Source organism: Nocardioides sp., from assembly GCF_036401255.1.
Taxonomy (GTDB): Bacteria; Actinomycetota; Actinomycetes; order Propionibacteriales; family Nocardioidaceae; genus Nocardioides.
The window spans coordinates 1-20670 of record NZ_DASWVI010000259.1 but is presented as its reverse complement, the minus strand read 5'-3'; the positions used below and the strand labels follow the sequence as shown (position 1 = coordinate 20670).

Here is a 20670-nt window from a genome sequence, read left to right as displayed (position 1 = left end):
GACCCGGCGCGAGGCCGAGGCCGCCGCGCGCGCCCGCGCCAAGGCGCCGCGCACCCGCAAGGAGCAGCTGGCCGCCCAGCGGGCCGCCCGCACCGAGTCCAGCAAGTCGGTGCGCCAGGCGATGAAGTCCGGGGACGAGCGCTACTACCCCGCACGCGACCGCGGACCGGAGCGGCGGTTCCTGCGCGACTTCGTCGACAGCCGGTTCTCGCTGATCGAGCTGGTGATCCCGCTGCTGCTCGTGACCATGATCCTGGGCTACTCCGGCAACAGCCAGCTCGCCCAGATCGGCAACACCATGCTGATGGTCACCGTGCTGCTGGTGCTCCTCGACATGGTCGTGCTGCGGTTCCGGGTGCGCCGCGAGTACGCCCGGCGCTTCCCCGCCAGCCCCACCAAGGGCGTGTCCTACTACGCGATCACCCGGGCCCTGCAGATGAAGTTCATGCGGCTGCCCAAGGCCCAGGTCAAGATCGGCCAGCGGCTCCCCGAGCACTACCGCTGACCGACCTCGGCGACCTGGACCTCAGAGCAGCTCGCTGCGGCGCGGGGTGCGGGTCTGGGACGGGTCGCGCTCGACGATCGGGTCCACGACCTCGTCGATCGCCTTCATCGTCGCCTCGTCGAGACGTACGCCGGCGGCCTTGACGTTGTCGGTGACCTGCTCGGGCCGGCTGGCACCGATGATCGCCGCGGAGACGTTGTCGTTCTGCAGCACCCACGCCACCGCGAGCTGGGCCATCGTCAGGCCGGCCTCCTCGGCGATCGGCTTGAGCTGCTGCACCCGCTCGAGGACGTCGTCCTGCAGCCAGCGGCTGATCATGTTCGCGCCGCCCTTGTCGTCGGTGGCCCGCGAGCCCGCCGGCGGCGCCTGGCCCGGGAGGTACTTGCCGGTCAGCACGCCCTGGGCGATCGGCGACCAGACGATCTGGCCGATGCCGAGCTCCTCGCACGTCGGCACGACCTCGGCCTCGATGACCCGCCAGAGCATGGAGTACTGCGGCTGGCTGGAGACCAGGGGGATCCTCAGCTCGCGGGCCAGCGCGTGGGCGCGGCGGATGTCCTCCGCACGCCACTCCGAGACACCGATGTAGAGCGCCTTGCCCTGCCGGACGACGTCGGCGAAGGCCTCCATCGTCTCCTCGAGCGGCGTCTCGTCGTCGTAGCGGTGGGCCTGGTAGAGGTCGACGTAGTCGGTGCCGAGCCGGGTCAGGGAGCCGTTGATCGACTCCATGATGTGCTTGCGGGAGAGGCCGTGGTCGTTGTGCTTGCCCGGCCCCGTCGGCCAGTAGACCTTGGTGAAGATCTCCAGGCCCTCGCGACGCTCGCCCTTCAGCGCCCGACCGAGCACCGACTCGGCCGCGGTGTTGGCGTAGACGTCGGCGGTGTCGAAGGTGGTGATGCCCTCGTCGAGCGCCTGCCGGACGCAGGCCGTCGCGGCGTCCTCCTCGACCTGGGACCCGTGGGTCAGCCAGTTGCCGTAGGCGATCGCCGAGATCTTCAGACCGCTCTTGCCCAGGTTGCGAATCTCCATGTTCGCGACACTAGTGGGCGCCTCCACGCGGCCGGTCCTCGCCCGTCGAGTGACGCCCACTGGCTGGACATCTGCCCAGATCTCAACCACTTCACGTCACTCGACGCCGAACGGTCACCCCGCGGCATCAGTCAGCCGTCGAAGTCGACCACCACGCGGTCCGACGTGGGGTGCGACTGGCAGGTCAGCACGTAGCCGCGCTCGATCTCGTCGGGCTCGAGCGCCCAGTTGGCGTCCATCACCACGGTGCCCTCGACGACGCGGGCGCGACAGGTCCCGCAGACGCCGCCCTTGCAGGCGAACGGCAGGTCGGAGCGCACCCGCAGGGCCGCCTCGAGCACCGGCACGTCGTCGGGTCGCAGGTCCAGGTCGGAGGACCGGCCGCCGAGCCGGACCGTCACCCGCGCCGTGCCCTCCGGCGCACCCTCGAGCGCCGCGACCGGCACGCGCTGCACCGGGTCGGCGTGGAACAGCTCGCTGTGCACCCGCGCCGGATCGGCGCCGAGCCCGGCGAGCGTGGCGCGGAGGTCGGTGACCAGCTGCTGCGGCCCGCAGAGGTACCACTGGTCGACCTCGGCGACCGGGCCGGGCAGCAGCGCGCCGAGGATCCGCTCGAGCCGGGCGCCGTCGAGCCGTCCGGAGAACAGCTCGACCTCCTGCGGCTCCCGCGAGAGCACGTGCACGACCTGGAGCCGGCCCGGGTGGGCGTCCTTGAGGTCGTGGACCTCGTCGAGGAACATCACCGAGCGGTGCGTGCGGTTGGCGTAGATCAGCAGCACCGACGACTCCGGCTCGCCCTCGAGGAGCGCCGCGACGATCGAGAGCACCGGCGTGATCCCCGATCCCGCCGCGATCGCGACGTGGGTACGCCGGGCGGTCGGGTCGACCGTGGCGGTGAAGCGACCGGCCGGGGTCATCACGTCCAGGTGGTCGCCCACCCGCAGGCCGTCGACGACGCCCTGGCTGAACGCGCCGCCGGGCAGCCGCTTCACCCCGATGCGCAGCACCCCCGAGGACGGCGGCGTGCAGAGCGAGTAGGAGCGGCGTACGTCGTCTCCCCCGCGGATCGAGAGGTGCTGGCCGGGCGCGAACGCGAACGCGTCGCCGAGGCCGTCGGGCACCTCGAAGGTCAGCGCGACCGCGTCGTCGGTGAGCTCGTCGATCGCCGCGACCCGCAGCGAGTGGAAGGTGGCCGACACTCAGAGGGCCTTGAAGTGGTCGAACGGCTCGCGGCAGGAGCGGCAGACCCACAGCGACTTGCACGCCGTCGACCCGAACCGGCTCGACTCGCGGGTGTCCAGGCTCCCGCACCGCGGACAGCGGACGGCCAGCGCGACCGGGACCGGCCCGTCGGCGACGCGGGCGCTCGGCGGCGCGATCCCGTAGGCCGCGAGCTTGTGCTTGGCGTCCTCGGTCATCCAGTCGGTGGTCCACGCCGGCGACAGCACGAACTCCACGTCCACCCGCAAGTAGCCGGCCGCGGTCAGCGTCTCGATGAGGTCGGCGCGGATCGTCTCCATCGCCGGGCAGCCGGAGTACGTCGGGGTGATCTGCACGTGCACGCGACCCTGGTCGTCCTCGGTGACGTCCCGCAGGATCCCGAGGTCGGCGATCGTCACGACCGGCAGCTCCGGGTCGGGCACGTCGGCCGCGATCTTCCAGGCGGCACCCTGGATCGAGCCCGCCGGGGTCACCACGTCGCCCCCGGGTGCGACCGGTGCAGGTGCTGCATCTCCGCGAGCAGGTAGCCGAGCTCCTCGGTGTGGAGGCCGAGCCGGCCGCCGCCGCGCGCCGGGGTCACCTCAGGCACCGACAGGGTCGCCTCACGCACCACCTGCTCGACCCGGCCGAGCACCGCCGGCCGCAACGCGACCGGGTCGGCGGCGATCCCCGCGTCGAGCAGGTCAGGGTCGACCGGGCCGAACAGCTCCTCGACGTAGGGCCACTCCGCGTCCAGGGCGGCCTGCATCCGCAGGTGCGACTCGTCGGTGCCGTCGCCGAGCCGCAGCACCCAGTGGCTCGCGTGGTCGAGGTGGTAGGCCACCTCCTTGACGGCCTTGCCGGCCACCGCGGCCAGCCCGGGGTCGGCGCTGCGGGTGAGGGCGGCGTACAGCTCGCACTGCCAGGCCGAGAGCACCAGCAGCCGCGCCATCGCCACCCCGAAGTCGCTCTGGGTGCGCTCGACCAGCCAGACGTTGCGGAACTCCCGCTCGTCGCGCAGGTAGGCCAGGTCGTCCTCGGACCGCCCGGCACCCTCGACCTCGCCGGCGCGGGCGAGCAGGCCCCGGGCCTGGCCGAGCTGGTCGAGGCCGATGTTGGCCAGCGCCAGGTCCTCTTCCAGCTGCGGCGCGCGGCTGATCCACCAGCCGGTCCGCTGGGCCGAGACCAGCGCGTCGTCGGCGAGGCCGAGCACGTACTCGAACACGGCGCTCACAGGTGCTCCACACCCTCGGGGATCTCGTAGAACGTGGGGTGCCGGTAGACCTTGTCGCCCGCCGGGTCGAAGAACGACTCGCGCTGGTCGGCCTCGGAGGCGACGATCTGCGCCGACGGGACCACCCACAGCGAGACCCCCTCCTGGCGGCGGGTGTAGACGTCGCGGGCATTGCGCAGCGCCATCTCGGCGTCGGGAGCGTGCAGCGACCCGACGTGCACGTGGGACAGGCCCCGGCGCGAGCGCACGAACACCTCCCACAACGGCCAGTCCTTCACGCCACGTCCTCCCGGGCAGTGTGCTTCGAGGCGTACGCCGAGGCGGCCTCCCGGACCCAGGCGCCCTCCTCGTGGGCGCGCACCCGGTGCGCCATCCGCTGGGCGTTGCACGGGCCGTTGCCCTTGATCACCTCGAACAGCTCGGTGAAGTCGATCGGCCCGGAGTCGTAGTGTCCGCGGTCCTCGTTCCACCGCAGGTTCGGGTCGGGCAGCGTCAGCCCGAGCGCCTCGGCCTGCGGGACGGTCATGTCGATGAAGCGCTGGCGCAGCTCGTCGTTGGAGAACCGCTTGATCCCCCACGCCATCGACTGCGCGGAGTTGGGCGAGTCGTCGTCGGGCGGGCCGAACATCATCAGCGCCGGCCACCAGTAGCGGTCGACCGCGTCCTGCGCCATCGCCCGCTGCGCCGGTGTCCCGCGCGAGAGCGTGTGCAGGATCTCGAAGCCCTGTCGCTGGTGGAACGACTCCTCCTTGCAGACCCGGACCATCGCGCGGGCGTAGGGCCCGTAGGAGCAGCGGCACAGCGGCACCTGGTTGACGATCGCCGCGCCGTCGACGAGCCAGCCGATCGCACCGACGTCGGCCCAGGTGAGCGTCGGGTAGTTGAAGATCGAGGAGTACTTCTGCCGGCCGGTGTGCAGCTGGTCGAGCAGGTCCTCGCGGTCGACACCGAGCGTCTCGGCGGCGGCGTACAGGTAGAGGCCGTGGCCCGCCTCGTCCTGCACCTTGGCCATCAGGATCGCCTTGCGGCGCAGGCTCGGCGCCCGGCTGATCCAGTTGCCCTCCGGCTGCATGCCGATGATCTCGGAGTGAGCGTGCTGGGCGATCTGGCGCACCAGCGTGCGCCGGTAGGCGTCGGGCATCTCGTCGCGGGGCTCGACCCGGCCGTCGTCGGCGAGCAGCTCCTCGAAGGTCTCGGCGCTGGACATGCGGCGCACGCTACCACCACGTGTTACAGATCACAGCCCGCCGAGCGCGGTGCTGTAACACCGCGACCCGGCTGTCAGGATGGCGGCATGAGCACTCCCGGCCCCTCCGCCGACGTCTCGGTGCGCGTCGCGTGGGCGGATGACGCCCCGGCGATCGCCGAGGTCCAGCTGCGCACCTGGCGCGAGACGTACGCCGGCATCGTGCCGGCCGAGGCGCTCCCCGGCCCCGACCAGGTGGAGTCCGCCGCCGCGGCGTGGCGGGCGTCCCTCACCCAGCCGCGCGACGCCCGCAACCGGGTGCTGGTGGCCCTCGAGCGCAACCGGGTGGTCGGGCTCGCGATCACCACGCCCGCCAGCGACCCCGACTGCGACCCGGTGGCCGACGCCGAGCTGCGCGAGATCGCGGTCGACCCCGGCGAGCGCGGTCGCGGCCACGGCTCCCGCCTCCTCCAGGCCGCGATCGACACCATGCAGGCCGACCGGTTCACCCGCGCGGTGACGTGGACGATGGCGACCGACGACGCCCTGCGCGGCTTCCTCGCCGAGGCCGGCTGGGCTCCCGACAGCGCCCACCGCGAGCTCGACCTCGACGGCGAGGGGACCACCCGGGTCAAGCAGGTCCGGCTGCACACAGCACTCTCTTAGGCTCCTCCTCTTGAAATCCCGGGCCAGGGGTGCACGATGGAGATCCACTCCAGAACGGGGGCCACTCGTGATCGGTCCACTCCCGGCACTGCACCGCCTGCTCGTCCTCGCCACCGTCCTCGCGGTCGGCATCGCATCCGGCATCTGGATCGCCCACTTCTCCACCGTGCCGGTCGCCGCCGCGGCCGGCGCCGCCTGGGGAGGCCTCGCCGGGCTGCTGCTCGGCTACGTGCTGCTGCACGACTTCCACCACCGTCCGCGGGCGGTGCGGGTGCGCCGGCACTGACCGCGCACCCATTACGGTCGGGGCGTGACCGACGCCCCCCTCGATCCCGCAGCGTCGCCACTGTCACCGGCTGAGCGCTCGTCGATCATCCGCGACAGCCTCGCCGTGGGCGTCGCCACCGGTGCGTACGGCGTCGGCTTCGGGGCGGTCTCCGTCGCCGCCGGCCTCTCGGTCGCGCAGACGTGCGCGCTCTCGCTGCTGGTGTTCACCGGGGCCAGCCAGTTCGCGCTGGTGGGCGTCGTCGCGGCCGGCGGGGCACCGCTGTCGGGTGCGTTGACCGCGCTGCTGCTCGGCACCCGCAACACCCTCTACGGGCTGCGGATGGCGCCGCTCCTGGCGTGGACCGGGTGGCGGCGGGCGCTGGGCGCGCAGGTGCTCATCGACGAGTCGACGGCGATGTCGGTGACCCGCGACTCGGTGCCCGCGGCGCGGCTCGCGTTCACCTGGACCGGGGGCGCCGTGTTCGTGCTGTGGAACCTCGCCACCGTCGGCGGCGCGCTGGCCGGCAACGCGCTGGGCGACCCGCGCACCTACGGCCTCGACGCCGCCGTCGGCGCCGCGTTCCTGGCGCTGCTCTGGCCGCGGCTGCACACCGGCTGGCACCGCTGGGTCGGTGCGCTCGCCGCTGCGGTCGCACTGGGCGTCGTACCGCTCGTGCCCGCCGGGGTGCCGGTGCTCGCGGCGGCGGGCGTGGCCCTGGTCGCCGGCGCGCTGAGCCGCGGCCGGCCGGAGGAGGGCCGATGATGTGGGCGGCGGTGCTCGTCGCCGCGGTCGGCTGCTACCTGCTGAAGCTGGGTGGGCTGTCGGTGCCGCCTCGGGTGCTCGAACGCCCGTTGGTCGAGCGGATCGCCGACCTGATCCCGGTGGCCCTGCTGTCCGCGCTGGTCGCGGTCCAGGTCGTGGCCCGGGGTCACGACCTGGTGCTGGACGCGCGCGCCGCCGGGCTGGCGGCGGCGGTGGTGCTGCTGGTGGTGCGGGCCCCGTTCCTCGTGGTGGTGTTCGGCGCCGCGCTCGTGGCGGCGCTGGTCCGGATGCTGTGACCCGGGCCAGCGCCGCCACTCCCCCGCTCAGGCCGGCTGGACCTCACCCAGCACGGCCATCACGTCGGCGACCGAGGTCGCCTGTTCGAGACGAGCGACCTGCGTCGGGTCGACGAAGATCTCCGCGATCCGACCGAGCAGCTTGAGGTGCTCGTTGCCGAGAGCGGCGATGCCGATGACGAACTTCACCGGCTTGCCGTTCCAGTCGATGCCCTCGGGGTAGCGGACGAACGAGATCGCGGTGCGCGACACCGAGCCCTTGGCCTCGTTGGTGCCGTGCGGGATCGCCAGCCCGTTGCCCATCGCCGTGGAGACCGAGGTCTCCCGCAGGTGCATGGCGTCGACGTACGCCGGACCGGCCGCACCGACCGCGACGAGGAGCTCACCCGCGCGGGTGATCGCCGCGTCGCGCGACTCCGCCGGCGCGTCGAGGACGACCGCCTCGGGGCTCAGGAGACCACCCGCTAGAGCAGGCTCCTCTCCGTCGGCGGAGCCGACCGACGCCGGCGCCGCGGCGCCGTTGTGCTGACGGACCAGCTCGACGATCTCGTCGTACCGCGGGCTGCCCATGAAGTTCTCGACCGACACGTGGATCGCCGACCTGGTCTTCAGCTGGGCCCGCGCGGTCAGGTCCTGGTGCGTGACGACGAGGTCGTACTCGTCGGTCAGGTTCGCGATGGCCTTGTTCACCACCGTGACCTCGGGGAACCCGGCGCCGTGGATCTTCTTGCGCAGCACCGAGGCGCCCATCGCGGAGGAGCCCATGCCGGCGTCGCAGGCGAACACGATGTGGTTGATCGGGCCCGCGTGGCCGGTCGCCGCCGAGCCGCCGACGAGCGAGGACGCGACGGACTTCTTGCCCTTCATGGCCTCCATGGAGGCGGTGGCGCTGACCAGCTCGTCCTCGGCCTCGATCGTCTTGTCGGTCTTCAGCAGGATCGCCGCGACGAAGAACGAGGCCGCTGCGCCACCGATGATCGAGAGCGTGACTCCCGTGAGGTTCTTCAGGTCGGTCGGCGCCGAGATGTAGACCGCGAAGACCGAGCCGGGCGCCGCGGGCGAGCGCAGACCGCTGGAGAAGATCACGTTGATCAGGATCTGGGTGAACCCACCGGCGATCATCGCGAGGATCAGCTTGGGCTTCATCAGCACGAACGGGAAGTAGACCTCGTGGATGCCGCCGAAGAAGTGGATGATCGCGGCGCCGGGCGCGGACGCCTTGGCCAGGCCCTTGCCGAAGATCGAGTACGCCAGCAGCAGGCCGATACCGGCGGCCGGGTTGGCCTCGAGCAGGAACAGGATCGACTTGCCGCTCTCGGCCGACTCGTTGAGACCCAGGGGGGTCAGCACGCCGTGGTTGAGGGCGTTGTTGAGGAACAGCACCTTCGCGGGCTCGATGACGAACGAGGCGAACGGCAGCAGGTCGTGCTCGACGAGGAACTCCACACCGTCACCGAGCCGGTCGGAGATCCAGGTGAGCACGTCGCTGAGGGCGAAGAACCCGAACGTCGCGAGGATGCCGCCCCAGATGCCGGCGGAGAAGTTGTCGACGAGCATCTCGAAGCCGGGCTTGATCTTGCCGGCCCACAAACCGTCGATGTGCTTCATGCTCCAGCCCGCGAGCGGGCCCATGATCATCGCGCCCATGAACATCGGGACGCTGGTGCCGGCGATCACGCCGAACGTCGCGATCGCGCCGACGACGCCACCGCGGACCAGGTCGTTGTACATCATCTTGCCGCCGGTGTAGCCGATGAGGATCGGCAGCAGGTAGGTGATCATCGGGCCGACGATGCCCCCACCGTTGGCGCCGTCCGCCCAGTTGCCCCAGCCGCCGATGTGGGCGACCCAGCTGTTCGGGCTGAGCCAGCCGTGGTCGCCGCCGCCGAGATTCAGCCAGCCGACCTCGATGAACATCGCGGTGATGAGGCCCCATGCGATGAACGCACCGATGTTGGGCATCACCATGTTCGACAAGAACGTGCCGAAGCGTTGGACGTGGACGCGGGCCGAGGTTCGCTCGGCCGGCGTCTGCGTGGCTGTGGCCATGCTGCTCTTCCTCCTGAGGCGCCAGCCTCCGCAGGCTGGTCGGACCTTGTCGCCGAGCGGCCGGCACGGGTGTGACGAGCGCCATGGCGAATCTGTGATTGCCTGTATATCTCCGCGAAAAACGCCCCGTCAAGGGTCTAGAGCAACATGTTCACAGATAAACGAAGATAAACGGTGCTACGGTAGGCAGACATCGAACCCGCCCCCCGACGAGGAGACACCACATGAAGGCCCTGCGCTTCTACGCACCCGAGGACGTGCGACTCGAGGAGGTGCCGGAGCCGACGTGCGGCCCCGACGAGATCAAGCTGCGCATGCGCAACTGCTCCACGTGCGGCACCGACGTGAAGATCCTCCACAACGGCCACCAGAACCTCACACCGCCGCGGACCATCGGCCACGAGATCGCCGGCGAGGTCGTCGAGGTCGGCGCGGACGTCAACGCGACGTACGGCTCGAGCTGGGTGGCCGGCGACCGCGTCCAGGTCATCGCGGCCGTCCCCTGCGGCGAGTGCTACGAGTGCCAGAAGGGCTGGATGGCGGTCTGCCAGAACCAGACCTCGATGGGCTACCAGTACGACGGCGGGTTCGCCGAGTACATGATCGTGCCCAAGCAGGTGCTCAAGGTCGACGGTCTCAACCGGATCCCCGACAACGTCGGGTACGACGAGGCCTCGGCGGCCGAGCCGTTCGCGTGCGCGATCAACGCCCAGGAGCTGCTCGGGATCGAGCCGGGCGACACGGTCGTGGTCTTCGGTGCCGGCCCGATCGGGTGCATGCACATCCGCATCGCCCGGGGCGTCCACCAGGCCGGCCCGGTCTACCTCGTCGACGTCAACGCCGACCGGCTTGCGATGTCCGCCGCCGCCGTCCAGCCCGACGAGACCATCAACGGCTCGGAGGTCGACGTGGTCGAGAAGGTCATGGAGCTCACCGGCGGACGCGGCGCGGACGTGGTCATCACCGCCACCGCCGCGAACATCACCCAGGAGCAGGCCATCGCGATGGCCGCCCGCAACGGCCGGATCTCGTTCTTCGGCGGCCTGCCGAAGACGAACCCGACGATCACCTGCGACTCCAACATCGTCCACTACCGCCAGCTGCACATCCACGGCGCCAACGGCTCGGCCCCCGAGCACAACAAGCGCGCCCTGGAGTACATCTCCACCGGCCAGGTCCCGGTCAAGGACCTGATCACCCGCCACATCCCCCTCACCGACGTCCTCGACGCCTTCTCGATCGTCCAGAACGGCGAGGCGATCAAGGTCACCGGCGAGCCTTAGGTGTTCTGACCGAGGCAGGGCGGTGACCACCACGGCCACCGCCCTCCTCCGTCATGCGCTCACTCCGGCGCCGCGACCCACTCGACCAGCTGCCAGACGAGGCCGTTGTCGTCGGCGAACTGGCAGTAGCGCTCACCCCACGGCTCGGTCTCCGGGGGCGTGATCACCCGCGCCCCGGCGGCGGAGATCCGCTCGAACTCCGCGTCGAGCGCGTCGACCTCGAAGGCGATCAGGAGCCCCTGGCCGGCCGGGCCGGCGATCTCCTGCGGCCTGAACGTCGCCAGCCCCGTGCGCAGGAACACGACGTTGACGCCGGCGGTCGGGTGCGCGAGCGAGACGAACCCGTCGGCGGACATCGCCTCGGTGAACCCGAAGTGCTCGGCGGCGAAGCGGGCGGACGCGTCGACGTCCGCGACGTTGAGCGAGACCGCGGTGGACTTGATCTGCATGTGACTCCCCTCGTCCAGGTCGACCCGCCGCTCGGATCAACCTTGTACGACGTACAACGTATATCGTTCTGGAATGATTCCCGACATGGAGGATCCGTGCCGCGGCCGCTGATCGACCTGCTCTGGCGCGACCACCCCGACGCCCCGGCCGGCGGGAGCCGCGGGCCGCGCGCCCGGGTCTCGACGGGCGCCGTCGTGGACGCCGCGGTGGGGCTCGCCGACGCCGAGGGGCTGGAGGCGATGACGATCCGGCGGCTCGGGGACGCGCTCGGAGTGTCGGCCATGTCGCTCTACACGCACGTCAACAGCCGCGACGACCTGCTGGTGCTGATGACCGACGAGGCGCACGCGCGGATGGACCGGCCGCCCTACGGCCGGCTGGGTTGGCGCAGCCGGGTGCGGCTCGTCGCGGAGGCCAACCTGGCGCTGATCCAGGCCCACCCGTGGCTCGCCGACGTGGCCGACGAGCGGACGGCGCTCGGACCCGGCACGATCGCGAAGTACGACCACGAGCTCGAGGCACTCACGCCGCTGCGGCTCGACCCCGTGACGTGCGACGCCGCGTTGCGGTTCGTCCTCGACTTCGCGCGGGCCGGCGCCGTCGCGATGCGCCCGCGCCCGCACGCCGCCGACCTCGCCGAGCACTGGCCGGAGTGGGGCGTCCGGTTGGCGGCGTACCTCGGCGACCGGCACCCGCTCGCGCAGACCGTGGGCGCGGCCGCCGGCGAGGCGATGGGCGGCGCGTCCGACGCGACGCTCGCCTGGGACTTCGGCCTCGCCCGGGTGCTCGACGGCCTCGCCGCGCTGGTCCGATGACACACAGCAGGGCGGTGACCGTCGCGGTCACCGCCCTGCCGTCCGTGCTGGATCAGTTGACGCTGACCGCGCTCCACGCGGCGGCCACCGCGTTCTGCTGGGTGCTGCCCGCGCCGTAGAGGTCCTTGGCGGCGTTCAGCGTCGCGGTGCGCGCACCCGAGTAGTTGGTGCTCGAGGTCATGTAGACCGTGAGCGCGCGGTACCAGATCGCGCTCGCCGCGGCGCGGCCGATGCCGGTCACGCTGGAGCCGTTGCAGGTCGGGCTGTTGTGCGCGACGCCGCCGATGGTCTTGGCGCCCGAGCCCTCCGCGAGCAGGTAGAAGAAGTGGTTGCCCACGCCCGAGGAGTAGTGGACGTCCGCGCTGCCCACGGTCGAGGACCAGCAGTTGAACGAGCTGCCGTCGGAGGCGGGGTTGTCCATCCGGCGGAAGCCGACGTGGTTCTTGAGGTCGAACTCCTCACCGATCAGGTAGTCGCCCGGGTCGCTCGCGTTGGCGGCGTAGAACTCCACCATCGTGCCGAAGATGTCCGAGGTCGCCTCGTTGAGGCCGCCGGACTCGCCGGAGTAGTTCAGCCCGGCGGTGTTCTCGGTGACGCCGTGGGACATCTCGTGGCCCGCCACGTCGAGGGAGACCAGCGGACCGTAGTTGGTGCCGTCACCGTCGCCGTACGTCATCTTGGTGCCATCCCAGAAGGCGTTGACGTAGTTCTTGCCGTAGTGGACGCGGTTGTAGGAGCCCGAGCCGTTGCCGAAGATGCCGTTGCGGCCGTACGTGAACTTGTAGAAGTCCCACGTCATGTTCGTGCCGTACTGCGCGTCGACGCCGGCGGACTCCCGGCTGCTCGTCGAGCCGTTGCCGAACAGGTTGTCGGTGCTGGTGAACAGCGTGCCGGCCTTGCAGTTGATGCCGAAGTACTGGCAGCCCAGCGAGTCGGACGCGTTGCCCATGTCGGTCGTGTAGGTGTTGCCGCGGGTCGGGTCCTTGAGCTGGTAGGTCGAGCCCGAGAGCGTCAGCTGCAGCGGCACGGTGCCGGAGTAGAGCGACTGGCCCGACCCGTCCGCGGTCTGGATCTGCTCCTCGCGGCGGATCACCGCGCCGGACTTGGCGTCGACGTACGTCGCGAGGCGGCTCGGCGTGCCGTCCTTCTGAGTGCCCCCGGACAGCACCTCCCAGGCGAGGCGCGCGGTGCCGCTGGTCGCGTCGACGACCAGGCGGGGGGCGCCCGCCTTCTCCAGGCCCCGGATCGACCGGGTCGCCTTGGCCGGGGCCAGCGCGCGGGCGGCCGCGCGGTCGGCGCTGACGGCCGGCTTGGTCGAGACCCGCACCGCGCGGTCGAGGGTCTGGCTCACGCCCCGCCAGCCGGCCTGCGCGCCGCGGTGGACGACCAGGTCGCCGCCGAGGACCGGCAGGCCGCGGTAGGTGCGGTCCATCCGGACGTGGGTGGCGCCGTCGGCGTCGGTCACCGTGTCCGTGACGTGGAAGGCGGTGCCGTCGCTGGCGAGGGCCGCGCCGGGGTGGGCCCGCAGGGCCTGCACCGCGGTGGGCCGCTCGGTGGCGGCCTGGCTGCCGGCGGTCTGGAAGCCGACAGCGGTGAGGGCGAGAACAGCCGCGGTCGCGACGCCCGAGATTCTGCGCATGTGTGGGTCCTTCTCGTGGTGGGGTGAGGCTTGGGAGACGAAGCCTCACCCGAGACAACGAGAAGTGGAATGCCCCGCTACCTGCGGATTCCTGCAATGCAGGAACGTGCAGAAGCGGACGTCTTCCGGTCGATCACGCCAGGTCGAGGAAGTGCTCCAGCCCCACGGTGAGCCCGGGGTGGTCGGCGATGGCCCGCAGCCCGGTGAGGACACCCGGGGTGAACGAGGCCCGGTCCAGCGAGTCGTGCCGGATCGTCAGGGTCTCCCCCACCCCACCGAGGATCACCTCCTGGTGCGCGACCAGGCCCCGGATCCTGAGCCCGTGCACCCGGATCCCGTCGACGTCCGCGCCGCGCGCGCCGTCCAGCGACGTGGAGGTCGCGTCCGGCACCGGTCCGAGACCGGCCTCCCGACGCGCCGCGGCGATCAGCTGCGCCGTACGCCGCGCGGTGCCCGAGGGGGCGTCGGCCTTGGTCGGGTGGTGGAGCTCGACGACCTCGACCGACTCGAAGAACGGCGCCGCGACCGCGGCGAACCGCATCATCAAGATCGCGCCGATCGAGAAGTTCGGGGCGACCAGTACGCCGGTCCTCGGTGAGTCGGCGAGCCAGCCGCGCAGCTGGTCGAGGCGGGCGTCGTCGAAGCCGGTCGTGCCGACCACCGCGTGGATGCCGTGGTCGATGCAGAACTCGAGGTTGTCCATCACCACGTCGGGGTGGGTGAAGTCCACGACCGCCTGCGCACCGGCGCTCACCAGCGCGTCGATCTCGTCGCCGGCGTCGACCTCGGCGACCAGGTCCATGTCGGCCGCCTCCGCGACCGCACGGCAGACCTCCGAGCCGACCTTGCCCCGCGCACCGAGCACACCCACCTTCATCACGCCGCCAACCTACTAGGGTGCGGCTCCCAGGCGAGGCGGTCCTCCCGGGGCCGGACCGGGTCTGGCAGTCTGTGGTCATGGCAGTGCAGACGATCCCGCCCCGGATCAGGTGGGCGGTGGACATCATGAATGTCCAGCCGTCCGACCACATCCTGGAGATCGGCTGCGGACCCGGCGCCGGCGCGGAGCTGATCTGCGAGCGACTGGAGACCGGCAAGCTGTTCGCGATCGACCGCTCCGAGTCGGGCGTCGATCGCACCAAGCGCCGCTGCGCCCGCTTCGTGGAGTCCGGCCGGCTCACGGTGCGACAGATCGACCTGGCGACCCTGCGGGTGCCGGTCAAGCGGCTCAACAAGGTGTTCGCGTTCAACGTCAACCTGTTCTGGGTGCGCGCCTGCGCGGACGAGGTCGCCCTGCTGCACGAGCGGGTCGTCCCGGGCGGCGAGGTGTTCTTGTTCTACGAGGCCAACCGGCCCGAGCTGGTCCCCACCATCGTGACCAAGGCGTCCGAGGCCCTCGCCGGGGGCGGCTTCCGGGTCTCGGTCGTGAACCAGAAGGCGCCGCCGGTCGTCGGCATCATCGGCCGCCGTTAAGGGTATTTCCTTCACTGTGCCTTGCATAAGGTTTTTTCCTTATGTAGCCTCGGCTCCAGGAAGGAGCCTCATGACGACCGCGATCGTGCTCACCGTGGACCAGCGCGGCAGCCGCCACTCCGCGGACCGGATCCCCGCCACCCTGTCCCGGCTGGCGCCCCTGCCCACCCTGCTGCCGTTCGAACGCACCGCCGGGGACGAGTTCCAGGGCGTCCTCGACGACCCCGACGCGGTCGCCGCGGCGGTCGGCGAGCTGCTGCGCGACGACGGGTGGTACGTCGGCATCGGCGTCGGCGCGGTCGAGGAGCCGCTCCCCGACCATGCGCGCGCCGGCCGCGGGCCGGCGTACCTGCAGGCGCGCACGGCCGTCTCGGAGGCGAAGACCAGCCCGTGGCACGTGCGCGTCCTCGCCGACCACGCGAGCGCCCCATGGGCCGGACGCGCCCTCGAGACCACGCTGTGGCTGTGGGCCGCGGTGCTCGGCCGGCGGACGACCCGAGGCTGGGAGGTGGCCGACCTCGTCGCGCAGGGCATGTCCTACGCCGATGCCGGTCACCGCCTCGGCATCAGCCAGTCCGCCGTCAGTCAGCGCGCCCAGGCCGCGGGCATCGTGGAGGCCCGGCGCGCGGAGGAGCTCGCGGCCGTGCTCGCCCGGACCCTGCTGGAGGAGACGTGATGAGCGCCGAGAACTGGGGTGCGCTGGTGCTGGTGCTGCTGGCCGCCGGCCTGGTGTGCGCAGTCGCCGCCTGGGCGGCCGCCGCGGCCCGCAGGATCTGGGCACCGGCGGGCCTGCTGCTGCTCCTGGCCGCCGGGATCGTCGCCGCGGCACCGCCGGAGGTCCAGGTCGAGGGCCGAGGCCTGCTCACGGTGCTGGGGCTGCTCGGCGGGGCACTGGCGACCGCCGGCGGCGGCCCGCTGACCGCCCTGGTCTTCGACCTGGTCGACCGGCGCGAGGTGCCACAGGAGTCGATGCGGACCGCGGGACGGGTGCTGCGCGGCGGGGCCTGGATCGGGGCGCTCGAGCGCCTCGCGATCTTCGCCGCCCTGGTGGCCGGCTGGCCCGAGGGGCTCGCGGTGGTCCTCGCCGTCAAGGGCCTGGGGCGCTACCCCGAGCTCCGAGCCGCCGAGGACGGCGTACGCACCGGGGCCGCCGAGCGCTTCATCATCGGCACGTTCACCAGCGTGCTGTGGTCCTGCGGCTGCGCCGGTGTCGTGCTGCTGGCGCGCTAGCGACGCTGTCACAATCCGGGGTGCGCCGGTGTCTTGAGGGCATGACCACGACACCCACCTCGAACACCGACCACACGACCCGCATCCCTCCGGCCGAGATCACCGGCGTCAAGGGCGCCCTCGTCAAGCGGATGGTCGAGAAGAAGCTCGGCCAGGTCCCGACCGCCGTCGGCGTCTTCTGGCACAACCCCCCGGTCCTGTTCGCCACCTCCGGGCTCGGCAGCAAGCTGCAGAAGTGGGACGCCTGCGACGAGCAGCTGAAGTCGTTCGCCCACATCGCGGTCGCCTCGCTCGTCGGCTGCACGTGGTGCCTGGACTTCAACTACTTCGAGGCCCGCAATAAGGGGCTCGACGTGGACAAGGCGCGCGAGATCCCGCGGTGGCGGGAGGTCGACGTCTTCACACCGCTGGAGCGTGACGTCCTGGAGTACGCCGAGGCGATGAGCCAGACACCGCCGACCGTGACCGACGAGCTGGTCGACCGGCTGCACGAGGCGATCGGCCCCGCCGCCCTCGTCGAGCTCACCTCGGTCATCTCGTTCGCGAACATGACCACCCGGGGCAACGTGGCGCTCGGCATCGAGTCCGACGGGTTCGCCGCCGCGTGCGGGATGCGGCCGCTCGCCGAGCGGCCGCCCGTCGACTCCGCCCCTACGCAGCGCCGGTGACCGTCGCGCCCCCGGCGACCAAGGCAGCGTCCGTGATCGTCACGCCGGGGCCGTTGACGACCGCGAAGAACACGGTCTGTCCCAGCACGACCTCGACCTCGGCCGGCTCGGGCCGCGCGTCGTTGATCATCACCAGCGCGCCCTCACCCAGGCGGGCCTGCCAGGCCCGGAGCTCCTCGGCGTTGCGCGGCGCGGGATCGGCCACCCGGACGATCCCGCGCAGGCCCGAGCCGTTCGCGTCGACGTACTCGTGCTCCCCCGGCGTCCGGAAGACGTGGGTGTAGCCGCACTCGTTGGTCAGCGCGGAGCTGCCGAGGAACTCCTTCTGCCCGTCCACCACGAACGGCCGGGTCGCGGCGTCGGGTGAGTTCCAGAGCACCATGTCGCCCGCCTCGACCGTCACGCGCTCCTGGTCGGGCACGAAGCGACCGGGGTCGGCGTAGCGCTCGTCGCAGCACTCGCCGTGGCGCTCCTTGACGAAGCGGACCCTGACGATCGTCTGCTGCATGTCCCGCTCGCGCTTGCCGGCCCGCTCGACGACCTCGACGACGTACGGGAACTCGCCGCCGGCGCCCGCGGCGCCGGCGGGAGCGAGGGCGTAGGCGTAGGTGCCCGGCTTCATGAACCGCTGGCCGTAGCAGTCGGTGTTGCGCAGGGCTCGGCTGTCCAGGTTCTCGGTCATGGCGGTGCTCCTCATCGCAGCGCTCCTCATCGCAGTGCTCCTCATGGCAGGCTCCTCACGGGTGGATGTCGGCGAGGACGACGAGCTCGTCCTCGGGCGGGTTGTTCTGGACCTCGGCGCCGAGGCTGTCGACCGTCACGAACACGGCGGGGTCGAAGGGCCCGGACGCGGGCAGCACCTCGAACAGGGCGGGGATCTCGGTGATCGGGAACCGGGTGCCCGAGACGAACGGCGTGATGATCGGTCCCAGCAGGCCGGTCAGCCCCGCGACCCCGATGGCTGCGACCACGGCACCGACCAGCACGGCCAGGAACGGCCCGATGAGCGGCACCCACGCGACGGCGGCCGAGACGGCCAGGCCGATGGCGGCCAGCAGCGCGGCCGTCGACGCGCCGAACTGCAGGCTCGGCACGCCTTGGACGATGCCCTCGACCTTCCAGACCCCCGCGACCAGGCTGAGCGCGACGCCGAGGTCGACGGTGGTCAACAGGTAGTCGCCGAAGGAGACCGGGACGGTCACGGTCGGCCAGACGATGTCGATGCTCGGCGTGCAGACCGTGCCGACGCACGGGATGTGGATGCACACCTGCGGGATGTGGATGTCGGGGATGAAGTCACCGATGTCGAGCTGGAACGTCAGGTCGACGTGCCAGTCGAGCCGGAGGTCGGCGATCTCGATGGTGGCCGGCGCGATCAGGTCGACCGTCCCGTTCGAGAGGGTCCCGCTGACGGCGTACGACACCGAGAACGGTCCGAGGGACGACGACCCGCTCGTGGACTGGGGTCCGAGGCCCGCGACCTCGGTGTCGAACAGCTGCTGGGCCGCGGCCTCGTCGATGGCGGCGATGATCTCTGACATGACTGCCTCCTAGAAGTCGCCGCGGGCGAGCACGCGGTTGACGTCGATCAGGGGACCCACGGTCGGGGTCAGGGTGAACGCGCCCAGCTCGAGCGCGGTGACGGGGAGCGACAGCGTGGCGAGCACCGAGCGCAGGACCATCGTCAGCAGGCACTCGATCACCGACTCGAGCGCGTTCGGCTCGATGTCGACGATCTCGACCGCGTCGAGGGCGAAGCCGACCGCCCGCTGACCACCGGCCCACGTGCTGACCAGGTGTCCGACCGCGAAGACGTCGAGCGTGCAGCACATCGGGTTGCGGGCCTTGCCCCAGTCGTCCCGGTCGTCGGGCCACTGCTGGTCCTCGCCCGGGTGGTCGTGTCCCTGGTGGTCGTGTCCCTGGTGGTCGTGGCCCTTGGGGTCCTCGCCCGGCGGCTCGTTCCGACCGCGGGACGCGCAGTCGACGCAGAGCCGGACCTTCGTCGACAGGCTGAACTGGCCGGCCCCGAGGCTCAGCTCGGGCGGCAGCGTCTGGTCCTGCTTGAAGAGGTCCAGCACGGGCGTGGTCAGCCGCACCGACCACTGCAGCCCGGGCGACCCGGGGAACGGGATCGGCGCCATCTGGGTGGCGGAGACGCTGCTGCCGGGCACGAACGCGGGTGACCCGTAGTTGAGCAGGTGCGGCCTGGTGCCGCACACGGCGGTGATGAGGTCGTTGAGCGCCGATTCCTCGACGGCGACGAAGACCTCGCTGGTTTCGGTGAGACTCATGGCTCTCCTCCCGGGATCCTCGGCCCCGTGAGTGGGACCGGTTGATACGAGGAGGCGCCGAGCCGGCCGGGGATACCGCCCGCTCGGGGCATTGCGCGAGGCGTCCGGTCGTGGGCGGTCGGGCTCGAGCGGCGGCTCGGTCAGCCGCGCAGCCAGGAGCGCAGCCCGGACGGCCGCGGCAGGTCCTCCCAGACCTCGAGGTAGCGACGGGCCAGGTCGGCGGCGTGCGACTCCTCCAGGGCGTGCAACCGGCCGAACGTGAACCCGTTCTCGCCACCGAGGTGGGCGCGGACGCCGAGATCGCGCAGCGTCTGCCGGGCCACGACGGTGTCCTGGTGCTCGCCGAGCACCTGCTGCACGGCCTTGGCGCGGGCGGCCAGCTCCGCCGCGCGGTCGCCGAAGACCGGGAGCGCGATCTCAGCGGAGTAGCGCAGCCTCTTGGCGGCCTTGCGGACGTCGTGCAGGGCCCGGTCGCGCCGGTCGGAGGAGTCCGCCGCCAGGTAGGCGCGATGCCGCCGGCGCACCCGTTTGAGGTCGCGGCGCAGCAGCTCCGGCAGCAGCTCCCGGGCCGGGCGGGCGGCATCCTCCAGCAGCGGCGGATCGTCCAGCAGCGCCTCCAGCCGGTCCAGGAGCCGGAAGTACCGGGAGCTGGCGAGGTGCTCGTCGGCCGCCTCGCGTCCCGACCGGAACGCCGCACGGAGGTCGTCGTCGATCCGACGGGTCACCGGTCCCAGCACCAGGATGTCGGCCTGCCCCTCGACGAGCCCGCCGAGGCGCTCGCGGATGACCTGGGCGTCGCGGGCGGGTGCGAGCACCTGCCCGAGCCAGCGCAGCTCCTCGCGCAGCGAGCGGGTCTCGGACGGCTCGAGGACGACGGCGTACGCCGCCAGCGCCGAGCGCAGCCGTCGGGCCGCGATGCGCAGCTGGTGGACGCCCTCCTGGTCGCCGGCACGCAGCCGCCGGTCCTCGCGCTCGAGTCGTTGGAGGTGCTCGCCCAGGTAGGCCAGGAGCACCTCGCCGGTGGAGGCCTTCGCCCCGACCTGCTCGGCGAACCGCCACCCCCCTCGCGCCGGGACGGACGGTGCCAGCACCCGGCCGACCTTGGACGCGCTCGCCGACGGCACGGCACCGGCCGCGAGCAGCGCGGGCTCGGCCGCGTCGAGCAGGTCCGGCGCACCGTCGACGAGCTCGAGCTCCCACTCCCGCCACCGATCGGTCCCCGGCGCGCCGACGAGCCTGCTGGACTCCACCCGGTCGTCGCACAGCTCGGCCAGGGTCTCGCCGGCCGGGCCCAGGAGCCGGTGGATCCGCCGATGGGTGCGCAGCACCGCGACGGGCCCCAGAGGGTGGTCGCGGACGATCGCGCGCACCCGGTCGATCAGCTCCACCGGGGCCGGCTCGTCCGGGTCCGCCGCGTCGGCGATCCCGACGTGGACCTCCTCTCGGGCCCCGTCGCCCGCGGGCAGCTTCAGATGCCACCCGTCGTCGACCCCGCCGGTCCGGCGGCGCAACGTGATCCGGGCCCCGAGGAGCGCGAGGTCCTCGGTGTCGACGTACGTCGCCGTCTGGTCGACCTCCTCGACCTGGCTGACCCCGGCGACTCCGGGCACGCCGGAGAGGTCGGGC

The 20670-nt window shown here is 71.8% G+C and carries 25 protein-coding genes; 11 read left to right on the top strand and 14 right to left on the bottom strand.

What is annotated here, in order from left to right:
* Positions 1 to 505: DUF3043 domain-containing protein (locus tag VGD85_RS11900; protein ID WP_331063657.1), on the top strand; the 505-nt coding region annotated here is incomplete at its 5' end.
* 21 nt (positions 506 to 526) lie between these two features.
* On the opposite strand, the gene VGD85_RS11895 is transcribed toward VGD85_RS11900, so the two are convergent.
* The 6 genes from VGD85_RS11895 to paaA all read right to left on the bottom strand — a co-directional run bounded on the left by VGD85_RS11895 (position 527) and on the right by paaA (position 5175).
* Positions 527 to 1534 (bottom strand): aldo/keto reductase family protein, encoded by a 1008-nt coding sequence (locus VGD85_RS11895; RefSeq protein ID WP_331063656.1) that lies wholly within the window; start codon positions 1532 to 1534, stop codon positions 527 to 529.
* Between the two features lie 131 nt (positions 1535 to 1665).
* The gene (paaE, locus tag VGD85_RS11890) at positions 1666 to 2733 is read right to left on the bottom strand and encodes a 1,2-phenylacetyl-CoA epoxidase subunit PaaE (protein WP_331063655.1); all 1068 of its coding nucleotides are present in this window, start codon (positions 2731 to 2733) and stop codon (positions 1666 to 1668) included.
* A complete protein-coding gene (paaD, locus tag VGD85_RS11885) occupies positions 2734 to 3228 on the bottom strand; it encodes a 1,2-phenylacetyl-CoA epoxidase subunit PaaD (RefSeq protein WP_331063654.1) in 495 nt (164 codons plus the stop codon).
* Positions 3225 to 3968: a 1,2-phenylacetyl-CoA epoxidase subunit PaaC gene (gene paaC, locus VGD85_RS11880; RefSeq protein WP_331063653.1), complete on the bottom strand. Its 744-nt coding sequence runs from the start codon at positions 3966 to 3968 to the stop codon at positions 3225 to 3227. The genes paaD and paaC overlap by 4 nt, the downstream gene beginning before the upstream one ends.
* A complete protein-coding gene (gene paaB, locus VGD85_RS11875) occupies positions 3965 to 4246 on the bottom strand; it encodes a 1,2-phenylacetyl-CoA epoxidase subunit PaaB (protein WP_331063652.1) in 282 nt (93 codons plus the stop codon). Before paaB ends, paaC begins: the two co-directional genes overlap by 4 nt.
* Positions 4243 to 5175, bottom strand: a complete 933-nt coding sequence (gene paaA, locus VGD85_RS11870; protein ID WP_331063651.1) for a 1,2-phenylacetyl-CoA epoxidase subunit PaaA — start codon at positions 5173 to 5175, stop codon at positions 4243 to 4245. The genes paaB and paaA overlap by 4 nt, the downstream gene beginning before the upstream one ends.
* Before the next feature lie 87 nt (positions 5176 to 5262).
* Between paaA and VGD85_RS11865 the strand changes: the two genes are divergently transcribed.
* The 4 genes from VGD85_RS11865 to VGD85_RS11850 all read left to right on the top strand — a co-directional run bounded on the left by VGD85_RS11865 (position 5263) and on the right by VGD85_RS11850 (position 7146).
* Complete coding sequence (locus tag VGD85_RS11865; protein WP_331063650.1) at positions 5263 to 5820, top strand: GNAT family N-acetyltransferase; 558 nt, start codon at positions 5263 to 5265, stop codon at positions 5818 to 5820.
* Positions 5821 to 5887: 67 nt separating this feature from the next.
* A complete protein-coding gene (locus VGD85_RS11860) occupies positions 5888 to 6106 on the top strand; it encodes a hypothetical protein (protein WP_331063649.1) in 219 nt (72 codons plus the stop codon).
* A gap of 24 nt (positions 6107 to 6130) precedes the next feature.
* Complete coding sequence (locus VGD85_RS11855) at positions 6131 to 6850, top strand: AzlC family ABC transporter permease (protein WP_331063648.1); 720 nt, start codon at positions 6131 to 6133, stop codon at positions 6848 to 6850.
* On the top strand, positions 6847 to 7146 hold the full coding sequence (locus VGD85_RS11850; RefSeq protein WP_331063647.1) for an AzlD domain-containing protein: 300 nt from the start codon (positions 6847 to 6849) through the stop codon (positions 7144 to 7146). Before VGD85_RS11855 ends, VGD85_RS11850 begins: the two co-directional genes overlap by 4 nt.
* 27 nt (positions 7147 to 7173) lie before the next feature.
* On the opposite strand, the gene VGD85_RS11845 is transcribed toward VGD85_RS11850, so the two are convergent.
* The gene (locus VGD85_RS11845; RefSeq protein WP_331063646.1) at positions 7174 to 9195 is read right to left on the bottom strand and encodes a PTS mannitol transporter subunit IICBA; all 2022 of its coding nucleotides are present in this window, start codon (positions 9193 to 9195) and stop codon (positions 7174 to 7176) included.
* A gap of 224 nt (positions 9196 to 9419) precedes the next feature.
* Between VGD85_RS11845 and VGD85_RS11840 the strand changes: the two genes are divergently transcribed.
* Positions 9420 to 10478, top strand: a complete 1059-nt coding sequence (locus VGD85_RS11840) for a zinc-dependent dehydrogenase (protein ID WP_331063645.1) — start codon at positions 9420 to 9422, stop codon at positions 10476 to 10478.
* A gap of 59 nt (positions 10479 to 10537) precedes the next feature.
* On the opposite strand, the gene VGD85_RS11835 is transcribed toward VGD85_RS11840, so the two are convergent.
* Positions 10538 to 10927, bottom strand: a complete 390-nt coding sequence (locus tag VGD85_RS11835; protein ID WP_331063644.1) for a VOC family protein — start codon at positions 10925 to 10927, stop codon at positions 10538 to 10540.
* A 96-nt stretch (positions 10928 to 11023) separates the two neighbouring features.
* Here VGD85_RS11835 and VGD85_RS11830 point away from each other — a divergent pair, with 96 nt between their 5' ends.
* Positions 11024 to 11743 carry a TetR/AcrR family transcriptional regulator gene (locus VGD85_RS11830; protein ID WP_331063643.1) on the top strand — a complete coding sequence of 240 codons (720 nt, stop codon included), beginning with the start codon at positions 11024 to 11026 and terminating at the stop codon, positions 11741 to 11743.
* A gap of 52 nt (positions 11744 to 11795) precedes the next feature.
* Here VGD85_RS11830 and VGD85_RS11825 read toward each other — a convergent pair whose 3' ends face one another.
* The gene (locus VGD85_RS11825; RefSeq protein WP_331063642.1) at positions 11796 to 13382 is read right to left on the bottom strand and encodes a M4 family metallopeptidase; all 1587 of its coding nucleotides are present in this window, start codon (positions 13380 to 13382) and stop codon (positions 11796 to 11798) included.
* 133 nt (positions 13383 to 13515) lie between these two features.
* On the bottom strand, positions 13516 to 14262 hold the full coding sequence (gene dapB / locus VGD85_RS11820; RefSeq protein WP_331063641.1) for a 4-hydroxy-tetrahydrodipicolinate reductase: 747 nt from the start codon (positions 14260 to 14262) through the stop codon (positions 13516 to 13518).
* A 77-nt stretch (positions 14263 to 14339) separates the two neighbouring features.
* On the opposite strand from dapB, the gene VGD85_RS11815 reads away from it, so the two are divergent.
* The 4 genes from VGD85_RS11815 to VGD85_RS11800 all read left to right on the top strand — a co-directional run bounded on the left by VGD85_RS11815 (position 14340) and on the right by VGD85_RS11800 (position 16753).
* Entirely contained in the window at positions 14340 to 14855 is a 516-nt protein-coding gene (locus VGD85_RS11815; RefSeq protein ID WP_331063640.1) for a class I SAM-dependent methyltransferase, read from the top strand.
* A gap of 70 nt (positions 14856 to 14925) precedes the next feature.
* The gene (locus VGD85_RS11810) at positions 14926 to 15531 is read left to right on the top strand and encodes a transposase (RefSeq protein ID WP_331063639.1); all 606 of its coding nucleotides are present in this window, start codon (positions 14926 to 14928) and stop codon (positions 15529 to 15531) included.
* Positions 15531 to 16085 (top strand): hypothetical protein, encoded by a 555-nt coding sequence (locus VGD85_RS11805; RefSeq protein WP_331063638.1) that lies wholly within the window; start codon positions 15531 to 15533, stop codon positions 16083 to 16085. Before VGD85_RS11810 ends, VGD85_RS11805 begins: the two co-directional genes overlap by 1 nt.
* Before the next feature lie 41 nt (positions 16086 to 16126).
* Complete coding sequence (locus VGD85_RS11800; RefSeq protein WP_331063637.1) at positions 16127 to 16753, top strand: carboxymuconolactone decarboxylase family protein; 627 nt, start codon at positions 16127 to 16129, stop codon at positions 16751 to 16753.
* Here VGD85_RS11800 and VGD85_RS11795 read toward each other — a convergent pair.
* The 4 genes from VGD85_RS11795 to VGD85_RS11780 all read right to left on the bottom strand — a co-directional run.
* Entirely contained in the window at positions 16737 to 17450 is a 714-nt protein-coding gene (locus VGD85_RS11795; protein WP_331063636.1) for a hypothetical protein, read from the bottom strand. The two genes, VGD85_RS11800 and VGD85_RS11795, sit on opposite strands and share 17 nt — an antisense overlap.
* 40 nt (positions 17451 to 17490) lie before the next feature.
* Entirely contained in the window at positions 17491 to 18294 is an 804-nt protein-coding gene (locus VGD85_RS11790; RefSeq protein WP_331063635.1) for a hypothetical protein, read from the bottom strand.
* 9 nt (positions 18295 to 18303) lie between these two features.
* Complete coding sequence (locus VGD85_RS11785) at positions 18304 to 19044, bottom strand: hypothetical protein (protein ID WP_331063634.1); 741 nt, start codon at positions 19042 to 19044, stop codon at positions 18304 to 18306.
* Positions 19045 to 19184: 140 nt separating this feature from the next.
* Positions 19185 to 20670: CYTH and CHAD domain-containing protein (locus VGD85_RS11780; protein WP_331063633.1), on the bottom strand; the 1486-nt coding region annotated here is incomplete at its 5' end.

Excerpts from the sequence above, each read along its gene's own strand:
- VGD85_RS11895 (WP_331063656.1), bottom strand. The coding sequence starts at position 1,534 with ATGGAGATTCGCAACCTGGGCAAGAGCGGTCTGAAGATCTCGGCGATC.
- paaA (WP_331063651.1), bottom strand. The coding sequence starts at position 5,175 with ATGTCCAGCGCCGAGACCTTCGAGGAGCTGCTCGCCGACGACGGCCGG.
- VGD85_RS11865 (WP_331063650.1), top strand. The coding sequence starts at position 5,263 with ATGAGCACTCCCGGCCCCTCCGCCGACGTCTCGGTGCGCGTCGCGTGG.
- VGD85_RS11850 (WP_331063647.1), top strand. The coding sequence starts at position 6,847 with ATGATGTGGGCGGCGGTGCTCGTCGCCGCGGTCGGCTGCTACCTGCTG.
- VGD85_RS11845 (WP_331063646.1), bottom strand. The coding sequence starts at position 9,195 with ATGGCCACAGCCACGCAGACGCCGGCCGAGCGAACCTCGGCCCGCGTC.
- VGD85_RS11840 (WP_331063645.1), top strand. The coding sequence starts at position 9,420 with ATGAAGGCCCTGCGCTTCTACGCACCCGAGGACGTGCGACTCGAGGAG.
- VGD85_RS11835 (WP_331063644.1), bottom strand. The coding sequence starts at position 10,927 with ATGCAGATCAAGTCCACCGCGGTCTCGCTCAACGTCGCGGACGTCGAC.
- VGD85_RS11825 (WP_331063642.1), bottom strand. The coding sequence starts at position 13,382 with ATGCGCAGAATCTCGGGCGTCGCGACCGCGGCTGTTCTCGCCCTCACC.
- VGD85_RS11815 (WP_331063640.1), top strand. The coding sequence starts at position 14,340 with ATGGCAGTGCAGACGATCCCGCCCCGGATCAGGTGGGCGGTGGACATC.
- VGD85_RS11810 (WP_331063639.1), top strand. The coding sequence starts at position 14,926 with ATGACGACCGCGATCGTGCTCACCGTGGACCAGCGCGGCAGCCGCCAC.
- VGD85_RS11805 (WP_331063638.1), top strand. The coding sequence starts at position 15,531 with ATGAGCGCCGAGAACTGGGGTGCGCTGGTGCTGGTGCTGCTGGCCGCC.
- VGD85_RS11800 (WP_331063637.1), top strand. The coding sequence starts at position 16,127 with ATGACCACGACACCCACCTCGAACACCGACCACACGACCCGCATCCCT.
- VGD85_RS11795 (WP_331063636.1), bottom strand. The coding sequence starts at position 17,450 with ATGAGGAGCACCGCCATGACCGAGAACCTGGACAGCCGAGCCCTGCGC.
- VGD85_RS11790 (WP_331063635.1), bottom strand. The coding sequence starts at position 18,294 with ATGTCAGAGATCATCGCCGCCATCGACGAGGCCGCGGCCCAGCAGCTG.
- VGD85_RS11785 (WP_331063634.1), bottom strand. The coding sequence starts at position 19,044 with ATGAGTCTCACCGAAACCAGCGAGGTCTTCGTCGCCGTCGAGGAATCG.